Origin of the sequence: Bacillus cereus group sp. BfR-BA-01350, assembly GCF_022663775.1 — a bacterium.
Taxonomy (GTDB): Bacteria; Bacillota; Bacilli; order Bacillales; family Bacillaceae_G; genus Bacillus_A; species Bacillus_A paranthracis.
In genome coordinates, this window is the sequence record NZ_JAKUGD010000002.1 from 670361 (window position 1) to 681892 (window position 11532).

The window sequence follows — 11532 nt, forward strand, 5'->3', positions numbered from 1 at the left end:
TTTAAGGCGCCTTTTTTATTTATTTTTAAACTTCTCAGTCGCTGCTCTCATCTTCACATTCAAATCGTGATCAATCGAGTCACGAATATCTCGCTCTACTTCTTCCATTTCTTTTTGAAAATTTTGCAAGTAGATTTTTAATTCTTCTTCTTTTTCTGGCCGTTGTGAAGGTGGTAATTGTACGACTAACGATAGCATCGCTATTAAATCTTTCATTAAGAACGTTTCAAGTTTATGTTGCTGTTCAAACATACGCTGCTCTTGATAATATGGCAAAGCATTTAATACTGAAATTGTAATATCATCAACCGTTCGTTGTAATGAAGGATTTATTGAGCGTTTATACGCTTGAATTGTATTTAATGCATCTGGATATCGATCATAAAAATACAATTTATAAAACGATAAATCTGTCGGTTTTACTGTTTGCTGCGTTTCTTGTCTTAAAAAATCTTTTACTTTCATCGCCGCTACATCAATATCTTCATTTGTAAGTTTTTTCGTTGTTTTTGCCATTACATGTACTTTTTTCTGTTTTTCTTTCGGTAACATTGAGAATACTTGCTCTCTCGTACGTTGACCCGATGCACAGAAAAGCGTGTTTAATATATGTTGTTCTTTCTTTCCTTCCGTACGAATCCAGCGATAAAAAAGGGGATGTTGTGTAAATTCTTGTAGAAACGGTAATGATTTATTCGATAACTTATCTAAAGAATCATGCGCTCTTTTATATGGCTTCGTCCATGAAAAATACAGTTTACGTCCGAAATATACAACTAAAACAACAACAGTAAAAGCGATTAAAAGTAATGTACCCAATAGTACTAATACGGTTTGAATGAAACTCATTTTTTCACCTCCTCTAAAAGTCTGTTATTTCCTTGGACGCTGAATGAGTTTTTGTTTCATTTCATCATTAAATGTGTCTAGTTCAATAACAAACTTCTTACTTGACTCGATAATACGTTCTGACGATTTTTCAGAAGCTTCAATTGCAGCAAATACATTTTGGAATGATTCGCGTAATTTATCCATGCTAATTGCAGGATTTTCAAGAAGTTTTGTTGTTTCTTCTGTATTTTGTTTTAACGCTTGGGAATTACTTAATACCATGGATTCAATTGCTTCATTTGTTGCATTCACTGCATCAATTGTTTTACGTTGATTCGTTAATGCTAGCTGAATCGCAGCGGAAACCGTTACAACGTTTTGCGTCATCGTAATTGCATTACGAATTGCCTCTGTTAACTTTTCATTATTTTTCTTAATAATGTCTACAGATGCGATAGATTGTAATAACACACTTTTCGCTTGCTGCATATTACGTGTACGCACTAGAATCTTTTCTAATGCATCGTTAATTAATGGAATGTCTCTTTGACGTTCGGGATTTTGCTTCTCAGCTTCGAGCATGCCTGCCAGTTTTTTTCCTAAGTATACTTGCTTATCGAGCGCATGAATTTTATCGTGCGATTGTTCCTTAAGCATCTCTAGGCCAACAGTATCTTCTTGTAAGTTGTCACGGCCAATTAGAAGCGATCTTATAATCTCCTCAATTTGCTTATCTATAGATTGGTATTTATGCACGTATGTTTCAAGTGGATTTTTCTTGAATACTTTAAACATAATTTTCTTCATACCACTTGCTTTTAATGAATTTGGATCAAGTTCTGATACTACTTTTCGTAATTCTAACAATGTATTCGGGATTTCTTCATTTTTCCCGTTCATCATCGCTGTGACAGGACGTTTTAATGCTGATAACGTTTGTCCTGCTGCTTGTTGTTCTTTATCCCCTAAATCTCCTAGCTGAGACAATACTTTCGATAAATCTGTATTTTGCTCGCTATTTAATTTTTGTACATAAAGATCGGCTTCTTTATTTAATTCATCAAGTTCTTCATCTTTTATAACTGTATCAACTACTACTTCTACATTATTATCTTTCACAATTGATACGGGTTCTTTTTTCTCGAGTTCAGTCAACAAAATCGCTCCTTTATTTATATGTGCGAATTTATGTGCACTATATTTCATCTAATATATTGTATTTCATGTGCAAACAGCCTATATGAAATCAATTTTCAAGAAATACCTGCTTATGCAGTCATTCCCTGTTTCTTACTATAAGTATACCTGTAAACAACATAATTTTCCTCAGACTTAAGACCTAGAGACCGACATGCTGAAGGCGGATTCTTCGTATGTTACATATATAAATTACGTCCTTCCCATCCTACTGTACTCAATCTTTTGACATACACCCTTTTTCAATGTGATAATTATATTGCGTTCAATCCTATTGCTTCTTACGCGCTACAAATGCACCATTTTGAAATGCCAATAACACTGTTTCAAACATTTTATCTTCTTCAATCATTTTTATAAACTCAGCTAATTCACTCGCATGAGAAGTAGCATTATCGACAACAAGAAGACCTTTTGGTTGTAAAATGCGTTTTATATGCTCAAGCCACCACATGTATTGCGTACGCTCTGAATCTAGGAAAATAAAATCAAATGAATGATCTAGTTGCGCATCTAAAAATGCCCCTGCTTCTTGATTATGAACATCAATCCTTTGCAACAAGTTTGCCTTTTCAAAATTGACAAGTGCCTCTCCAACTCGTTCTGAAGAAAGCTCCACAGTTGTTACATTTCCATTTGTTTCTTCTACCGCATTAGCTAACCACAATGTAGAATAACCATTAGAAGTTCCAATTTCTAAAATGTTTATTGCGCTACACCCTTTTACTAAAATTGATAAAAACTGCCCCATCTCACGAGAAATATTCCGTAATTTTTCTTCCCGTGTTTTTTTATTTCGATCATGCTCTTCTCCATATTGTTCAAGTTGAAGTAATAATGAATCTAACGTATCCATTCTTTTCATCGCCTTTCCAAAGCAATATGATGAGAAAGCTCTCGTTGCCCGTCTACTTTCATTATATGCGAAACGAAAACCTTTTTCTCGTTATATGATAAAGATTTGAAATTTTTTATAGCATATTGTTTCGTTTTTTGGTAAAGTTAATTTCTACGTGCAATTATTCCATTCATACTATTTTTATTTCAATTGCAGTTGTTAAATCATATAAACCTCATTTAAATGAATCGGTATTTCAAATTCAATTAAGCGCCCTTTCCGGACGCATTTTCTTTTGTTTATATATTTATTAGAAGAAAGGATGCTTACAATGAACGTGATTAGCTTAGATGCCGCTCGAAAGCGAAAGCAGCATAAAAAATTAATGATTACTATACCGATTATTTCACGTATTTATGAAGAAGACGGGGAAATTAAATTTGAGGTAGCTGGCGAAAAAGACGTACCCCTTGAAATGTTAGAGAAATAATAAAAAGACGCACTTCTAAAGAAATGCGTCTTTTTTATACTATTCTATTTAAGTGCATAAGTTTTTCAGGATTAACCATCATATAAATATTTGAGATTTTCTCATTCTCAAATGTGAATGAAAGTACATAAGTCACTTTGTTTTTCACTTTAACAATAACACCTGGGGCACCATTTACTATCTTATAATCAACATTGTACGCTGATGGGAACTTACTTCTAATTCCAGAGAATAAACGAATAATTCTATCTGCAGAATAGATTGGATGAATTGCAGTTGTAACTTTGCCACCACCATCAGCTTTCAATATCGCATCTGTTTTTAATACTTCTAACATGCCTTGCGCATCTCCACATTGTAATGATGATACAAACTTTTCCACATAAGCAGCCATTTGTTTCGTACTTAACTTTGACTGCTTCGGCTTATCTAAAATACTTTTTCGTGCACGTTGAAAGATTTTCCGGCAATTCGCACTACTCCTATCAACAATCGAAGCGATTTCTTCGTACTCATAATCGAAAACTTCTCTTAATATGAAAACAACCCTCTCTACTTCAGACAATTGTTGTAAAAGTAATAAATATGCCGTAGAAATTGATTCTTTCATTACAAATGACTCTGATGGGTCATCAGTCTCTTCCACAAATGGTTCTGGTAACCACATTCCGACATATACGTTCCGTTTATGTGCTGCTGAACGTAATTTATCAATGGATCGATTTGTTACCATTTTACATAAATATGCTTTCATATTTTCTATAGATTGAACGTCCTCTATTTTATTTAACGAGATAAAAACGTCATGAACGATATCCTCAGCATCCATAACACTCCCAAGAATTCTGTATGCTAATGAAAATAATAATGGTTGATATGCTTCATATAACTGCTCCGTTTCCATGATGAACTACCTCACTTTCGGAATGCTTTAAAATGTGTAAAGCTGCACGTTTTCCGCTTGCCACTGCAGCATCAGCTAATATTTCATCATGCCCTACCCAATCTCCTGCTACATAAACACCTGGCATTTCAGGTATATTAGGACCTGGTTTTTCAACTCGGTTTATATGAAGAAAATCATATACTACTGTTATTTTCGGTAAATATTGCTGTGCAACAACTTCTCTTTTCCAATTTGGATGTAGCAAATCCATTGTACTTTCTAACAGTTCTTTATCTTCATGAGTATGTTTCATCTCTAGTACAGGATTATGGTACTTAATTAAACTCACTGCAATTGATCCATCATCACTTAATTTAGCTGCTCTTGATTGATTCGTGAAAAATATAGGCTGATCTAACCCTAATGCAAATTGATGTGTCGGATTAGGTAATCGTCTCAAACCAATATCTAATGCAGCAACGGTAACCGGTACTGATTGTTCACTCCACCTTTGCAAACTTGTTCCTTCAGCACCTTTTATCATTTTACAAGCCTCTTTCGGTGGGGTTGTTACAATAACTGCATCTGCTTCAAATACTGCATCGTCAAAACAGTATATTCTTTGTTCCCCTTCACAATGCTCTATTTTCAAAACATGCTTTTTAGCTAGAATTTGCACACCATTCGTATTCGCTATATCCCTTAAAGTTGTTATTATCGTCTCCCAACCACCATCTACATAAAGTACTCCTTCTTTCATAGAAAGCTGTATCTGATTTAGTACTGAAGATGCTAATTGTATTGTAGGAGCATACGTATATGTCGTTGTTCGGCATAATGCATAAAATATATTTCGAACCATTGGATCTTTAATTTCATTTTCTGCCCATGTAGTTAGACTCATTTGGGGAACTTTTCCTACATCTAAATTTCCTAAATGAATCATAAGCCGAGCGAACTGTACTTTTGCAGACCATGAAAGTAACGGTGTTGATAAAATTGAGCGAAAATCTGTTGGGATGGTGAAAATATCTCCTTTCCATATTCCGTGTGTTTTTGTAGATGGGATTCCACCTGGAAGATTTATACCTAACTCATTAAAAGTTATAAACGCTTCCCCTCCTCTATATAAAGCATGTGCACCAAGGTTCATACAAATGCCATTTTTATTTATAGTCATCCCTCGACCACCTAAGTGACTGGACTTTTCTAATACAATAACTTTCTTTCCAGCTTTCGCTAAATATATAGATGCTACTAATCCAGCAAGCCCACCACCAACAATGGCTACATCAAATTTCTTCATAATAAAATCCCTCCTTATCGTTCTACATACAAGACGAACGATTAAGGAGGGATGTGACATAAAAATATATTTTTACTCATCTATTTTATTTCATTATTTTTTATTCGGTCATATTGCATACGAAATAACTCAATTGCAAATGGTATATCCTCTTCACTCTTTATATAATAACTTATCCATCCTGATTCAGGTAATACGTGATGTGGTTTGACCAATCCTTGTTTTACTAATTCATCCCGCTTTAACTTTGGAAATGGTAAATCAACTAACTTATCTCCATGCAGATGACCAAGTTCTTTCTTGCCATAATTTATTTCAATGCCGCCAAATCGATGCGGTTTTTCAGAGACACCTGCCCAGCCAAGCACTTCATTTCTAATCATTTCACTAAATGACATGAACCTTCACCCCTTATTAATGATTGATGTAATATTAAATTAACACGTTCTTTACTTTTTTCCATCAATCCAAAGTATGAATGGATATACGAATATAGTTTCATCTCAACACCTTTATTTTTTACATAATTAAAATAATTTCAAAGGGGATTTATTCTATTATATTGAATTACTATTAAAAATAATTTTAAGGGACGGATTTATATGAGCGAGGTATTATTACAAAAGGCAAATTATCTACAATCTAATGAATTAAAACTCTTGAAAAAAGCTATATATTTTGCAGAGCAAGCACATGATGGACAATACCGTCAAACTGGAGAACCATATATTATTCATCCTCTCGCAATTACAGAAATACTGCTAAATTATAAAGCTGACATTACAACATTGATTGCTGCTTTATTACACGATGTTGTAGAAGATACCGAATATTCTCTAGAAGAAATCGAATCACATTTTGGTGCGACTATTCGATATATTGTAAATGGATTAACAAAAGGGAAAAAACAACAAGATCAAAACAAAGTATTATACGAAGCAATTAATTTTAAAAAACTACTATTATCCTCTCAACATGATATACGTGTTGGCATTATTAAAGTTATAGATCGCCTTCATAATATAAAAACTTTGAATGTTAAAAAACCCGCGAAACAAGTAGCATATGCGAATGAAACATTAACACTTTTTGCGCCACTTGCAAAGCGACTTGGATTATATACAATCCAGTATGAATTAGAAAATCTTGCTTTTCAATATTTACATAAAGAAAGATATAGCAAGGTACTTAAATTCTTAACGGGATATGTTCCACATCTTCAAAAAAATATAACCGATTTAAGCAAAGGAATTCATTCTTTTTTTGATACTAACCTTTCATTTGAAATAAGCTATGAGTTCCCTCCGATTTATACTGCTTACTCACAATTACAAGAAATACAAAACGTATCAGAGGTTTCGCAAATTTGTATTACAACTACAAGTGTACTAGATTGCTATAAAATTCTTGGAATGATACATCAATTATACAATCCAACTATAAACTATTTCGAAGACAATATAGCACTTGAAAATAGCTATTTTAATAACAATTTAAAAACTAAAGTCAATATGAATAGTAATGAACAAACAATTATCATTCAAACACAATTAGCAAAAACATTAAAAGATAACGGCATTTTTTCTTTATTAAATAATAGAACTGCAAATGTCCAATCCATATCTTATAAAATAATGAATGATACAATTGTGCATAACAATTTATTAACTACAGATCCAATTGCGTTCCACAATCTAGTATCGTACGAACTATTTGAAAATACCATAACGGCTTATACTTCAGATTTACAACCTATTTATTTACCAGATGGTGCTACAATTATTGATTTTACTTTCTCTGCATTTCCAAAAATTGCACATAAAATGAAAAATGCAAAAGTAAACGGTATACCTGTTCCACTTAAAACAAAGGTATCTCATTTTGACATCATAGAAATCCATTTTGGTTTAAAACAAAACTTGGCATTAGAGTGGCTAAATTACGCCAATACCGCTAAAGCACAATTAATTATTCAGCAAAAGCTATCTTGAATAACAGACCAATACCTCTATGAAAAAGGATTGGTCTGTTATTCAAAATGCGAAATACAACCCATATTCTTTATGGAATAGGCAAATTTATTATGATACCAACAACTGCACATAACAAATACTAGACACATATCCTAATTTTATAACCTTACTTACTAATAGAAAGGCAGGTAATACAATTGACTTCTAATATCGACTACACCTCCCCCTCAACTAATTTCACTTATGATTTAAATAAAAGTAATTTTTTTCAGAAAGATGCTCAAAATTATATAAACGTACTTGGCATGAAACAATTAAATACGTTAGAAAACACTTCTTTATTAGATATTTATTTAAGTTCAGGTAATGTTGTAGAACCACATATTCATCAAAATGCAGCTGAACTTGTTTACTGTATTTCAGGATCTGCGGTTGTTTCTTTACTGAATCCATTTACGAATCAAATATTAAACTTACCGATAAAACCAGGGCAAGTTGCCAACATTCCACAAGCGTGGTGGCATTATGAAATTGCTACAGCAGATAATACTCATTTATTAGCAATTTTCGATGCCCCAACACCAGAAGTTATTTTTGGTTCTGATATTTTAAGATTAACTCCCGCTAATATAATGGCTCATACTTACTGTCTCGATGAACAACAATGGAAACAAGCGGTATCCCCTATTCAATCCACTACAGTAATTGGTCCTCCAGCAAATTGTAATCAGAACCGCGGAACGATACCCCCTGCAACTCAGCCTCCTAATCCACAACAAAATTTATATTATCCAGATTCATATTATTTCCCTCTTTACTGGGGATATTAATTCATATTGTGAAGGGACAATTATTTATCTCCTCGGGAAATACGTAGGAGATTTTTTTATTGTATACCCATTCCTATTTATTATCGTAACAATCAATAGAGTACATACATATAATATTTATATATTTAATTGGAGGTGATAGTACTATGAGTAATTATAACTATCGAAAAAACTACTCTCATAATAAAAATAGTAGTTCATCAACATCCTCTCAGTCTTCGAATTCTCAATCTTCCAATTCCCAATCACAAAGAGACTTAGCCGAGCAAGGCTATGTAAAGAAAAAAGGATGTAACTGTAATAAAAACAAATAGTTTATTATTAATTTGAACAATAACATTGCAACGCTCACGATAAATAATGTACTTCCCTTTTATTTAAAAGATGAATTCTATTTCTAATAGAATTCATCTTTTTTATTTATAGATAATTTTTCATATCCTATAACTTATTCCATAAACAATAGATTATAAATCATAAATTTTGATTTTTTTAACAAAGAGTACTTTCTCAATTGATTTATCGCCTATCTTTCCATAAAATATAGCCCTTCCTAATACAATTAGGAAGGGCTATATACAAATGCCAGTTCAAATTTCTAACAGACATTACAGTAAACTAGACGATATTAATACCTGCACTTACAAATCCAGCTACTGCAGCTATTGGACTTGCTGCTGTTAAGGAAACATATAATAATACTTTATCCCCAGCTGCTACTGGAATAGCTTCAGGTATGATCCCTGATGCTGTAGAACCAATTGCTATCGCAGCAAATGCTGGTGTTAATAATAGAGGTGCGCCTTGTACTGTAAACGTATTACTTGCAGCTGGTGCAGTTAATATTTGTATCTGCACTTGAACAGGTGATAATGGAGATAATGCAGCTGTTGCACTAAAGAAACCTGCTAATGACGTAATAACACCTGCGCGTGGTGCTACAAATGCATAATCACCTACACCTAACGCTAACGTGATACTTGTTCCACCAGCTAATCCTATACCAGGCTGACTAAATCCAAATCCAAGTAGAGTTCCTGTATTAGCTATTAACGCGTTAACTAACGCAGCTGGTGTTGTACCCGAAGCGAATGGAATAATAGCTCCGCCACCAGTTGCTCCTGTTGCTCCCGTTGCTCCCGTTAGGCCTGTTGCTCCTGTCGGGCCTGTTGCTCCTGCTAGACCTGTTGCTCCTGTCGGGCCTGTTGCTCCTGCTAGACCTGTTGCTCCCGTTGGACCTGTTGCTCCTGCTAGACCTGTTGCTCCCGTTGGGCCTGTTGCTCCTGTTAAACCTGTTGCACCACCAGTACCTGCTGGACCCGTCGCTCCTGTTGGACCTGTTGGACCTGTTGGACCTGTTGCTCCTCCTCCTGGACCCGTTGGACCTGTTGGACCTGTTGCTCCTCCTCCTGGACCTGTTGGACCTGTTGGACCTGTTGCTCCTCCTCCTGGAGTAGCACCAATTAGTTGAACTAATAAGTTTAATAGAAGTTGTAAGCTTGCAGGATCAAGAATTAAAGAGAAGAAGAATGGTGCAAGAGCACTGAAGAATTGTTGTAATAAAGAAAGTAATTGACTTAGATTTGGATTAGGGGATTGAAGTAAGTTAATAATACTTTGAATTAATTGTTTTAAGAAATTTCCTTCTGGAGAAGGTGCTAATTCATTTAGCAAGTTCAATAGCTGAGTAAACAAATTGAGTAAAGCTAATCTGTTTGCATCACTTGGATTTGCAAAAAACGCTGCAATAGCCGCAATTAAAGAGTTTAGTAAAGTTATTAATCTTCCTAATTGTTCGCTAGTAATTGGAACTGTTTGTGGATTGTTACAACAATCTGGTGTGAAAACAATCGGATTATTGCAGTTGTTATGACCAAAACAATCATTATGTTTCATTTATTTCCTCCTTACTTATTTTTATAGTTGAGTGTTTTCCTATTATAAGAGTTAAAAAAGATCCAATCGAAAAAAGTAATTGAGTTATTTGTTCCGCTTAAAATAGGAAACATGAACGATAATTAAGCTTGAAAACATTATTTAATTATGTTCATGACTCACATATTAATTATATGTTTTTAATAATTGACTGCTTAGATTAAACACCTAAACTTAAGAGTTTATTTTATTTTTCCACGTTTATCTCTTAGGTCCAAAAGCACATTTTAACTTGAGTATAAAAACTAAGCATTAGCATATAACCACCAAGTAACAACAATACCTTTACTAAAATTGTGTTCCCTCTACTATCATGAAGCCGTTTCTATTATCAAAAACTTTCATACAATATATTGGACAAGTTATCCCATACTTTGTTCAAAAATAATTTAGGGAGTGAAAAATAATTGCCAATTATTCAACCATTTATGGCATCTAGAAGATTCACATCTACATTAGGAGCTGGTACAGGAACAGGTGCAGCTTTTGCAATTGCTGCTACAGCTTGTTTAAACGATGCTGGCACTACTGCAACTGCTTTTCCGACTTTTACGTATTACAACTTATATGTAAACGGCATTCTTCAACCTAGTGTGAACTCCAGTGTTACTACTGGACCTACTGGTGCTATTACAATTCCTGGCGGAGATGCATTAGACGGTGGAATTCCAATTACAATCGAATTTATTGTCACTTAGTTTTAACTATTTTAATGTAGAGCAAAAAGACAGATCCTTCTTATTTAAGAATCTGTCTTTTTTAATTAATAATGATAAATTGTAAAATAATTGAAGAACCTTGTGATGGTGGTTGATTATCTAATAAAGTTAGCTGGCCAGTACTAACCTGATATAATGGCTGTGGTTGAAGTATTCCATTAATAAACAAATTAATGTACGAAACCTCATTAGGAGATAATATGTGAGTTGTACCATATTGAGCTAGCCCATCTGAATCTGTATATATAAGTTTTTCTCCATCTGAAAAAGTGTAAAATAATAAATTAGTTGTTGTTATGGGGCCGATAACGCCAGTTGGACCTGTTGTTCCTGTTGCTCCTGTTGCCCCTGTTACTCCCGTTACTCCTGTTACTCCCGTTACTCCCGTTGCTCCTGTTGTCCCTGTTACTCCCGTTGACCCTGTTGCTCCTGTTGACCCTGTTGCTCCTGTTGCTCCTGTTACTCCCGTTACTCCTGTTGCTCCTGTTACTCCCGTTACTCCTGTTGCTCCTGTTACTCCCGTTGCT

12 protein-coding genes are annotated in these 11532 nt (G+C 34.2%); 4 read left to right on the forward strand and 8 right to left on the reverse strand.

What is annotated here, in order from left to right; all coding sequences use genetic code 11:
- Window positions 1–15: 15 nt before the first annotated feature.
- The 3 genes from MR147_RS07640 to MR147_RS07650 all read right to left on the reverse strand — a co-directional run bounded on the left by MR147_RS07640 (window position 16) and on the right by MR147_RS07650 (window position 2893).
- Window positions 16–849, reverse strand: a complete 834-nt coding sequence (locus tag MR147_RS07640; RefSeq protein ID WP_074608366.1) for a DUF3974 domain-containing protein — start codon at window positions 847–849, stop codon at window positions 16–18.
- A gap of 24 nt (window positions 850–873) precedes the next feature.
- Window positions 874–1986 carry a toxic anion resistance protein gene (locus tag MR147_RS07645; RefSeq protein ID WP_000137402.1) on the reverse strand — a complete coding sequence of 371 codons (1113 nt, stop codon included), beginning with the start codon at window positions 1984–1986 and terminating at the stop codon, window positions 874–876.
- Window positions 1987–2299: 313 nt separating this feature from the next.
- A complete protein-coding gene (locus MR147_RS07650; protein WP_074608364.1) occupies window positions 2300–2893 on the reverse strand; it encodes an O-methyltransferase in 594 nt (197 codons plus the stop codon).
- A 304-nt stretch (window positions 2894–3197) separates the two neighbouring features.
- Here MR147_RS07650 and MR147_RS07655 point away from each other — a divergent pair, with 304 nt between their 5' ends.
- Entirely contained in the window at window positions 3198–3356 is a 159-nt protein-coding gene (locus MR147_RS07655; protein ID WP_001100983.1) for a hypothetical protein, read from the forward strand.
- A 34-nt stretch (window positions 3357–3390) separates the two neighbouring features.
- Here MR147_RS07655 and MR147_RS07660 read toward each other — a convergent pair whose 3' ends face one another.
- From MR147_RS07660 to MR147_RS07670, 3 genes are all read right to left on the reverse strand, one after another.
- Complete coding sequence (locus MR147_RS07660; protein WP_070806012.1) at window positions 3391–4260, reverse strand: sigma-70 family RNA polymerase sigma factor; 870 nt, start codon at window positions 4258–4260, stop codon at window positions 3391–3393.
- A complete protein-coding gene (locus MR147_RS07665) occupies window positions 4238–5548 on the reverse strand; it encodes a phytoene desaturase family protein (RefSeq protein ID WP_242303897.1) in 1311 nt (436 codons plus the stop codon). Before MR147_RS07665 ends, MR147_RS07660 begins: the two co-directional genes overlap by 23 nt.
- An 80-nt stretch (window positions 5549–5628) precedes the next feature.
- Entirely contained in the window at window positions 5629–5946 is a 318-nt protein-coding gene (locus MR147_RS07670) for a luciferase domain-containing protein (RefSeq protein WP_071679605.1), read from the reverse strand.
- A gap of 204 nt (window positions 5947–6150) precedes the next feature.
- Between MR147_RS07670 and MR147_RS07675 the strand changes: the two genes are divergently transcribed.
- A complete protein-coding gene (locus tag MR147_RS07675; RefSeq protein ID WP_074608358.1) occupies window positions 6151–7539 on the forward strand; it encodes an HD domain-containing protein in 1389 nt (462 codons plus the stop codon).
- Between the two features lie 179 nt (window positions 7540–7718).
- Complete coding sequence (locus MR147_RS07680; protein WP_074608357.1) at window positions 7719–8351, forward strand: cupin domain-containing protein; 633 nt, start codon at window positions 7719–7721, stop codon at window positions 8349–8351.
- Between the two features lie 618 nt (window positions 8352–8969).
- On the opposite strand, the gene MR147_RS07685 is transcribed toward MR147_RS07680, so the two are convergent.
- Window positions 8970–10247: an exosporium glycoprotein BclB-related protein gene (locus tag MR147_RS07685; RefSeq protein ID WP_074608355.1), complete on the reverse strand. Its 1278-nt coding sequence runs from the start codon at window positions 10245–10247 to the stop codon at window positions 8970–8972.
- A gap of 446 nt (window positions 10248–10693) precedes the next feature.
- On the opposite strand from MR147_RS07685, the gene MR147_RS07690 reads away from it, so the two are divergent.
- Window positions 10694–10984: a DUF4183 domain-containing protein gene (locus MR147_RS07690; RefSeq protein ID WP_001121647.1), complete on the forward strand. Its 291-nt coding sequence runs from the start codon at window positions 10694–10696 to the stop codon at window positions 10982–10984.
- 61 nt (window positions 10985–11045) lie between these two features.
- Here the strand turns inward: MR147_RS07690 and MR147_RS07695 are convergent.
- A partial coding sequence (locus MR147_RS07695) for a DUF4183 domain-containing protein (protein WP_242303898.1) occupies window positions 11046–11532 on the reverse strand: 487 nt, incomplete at its 5' end.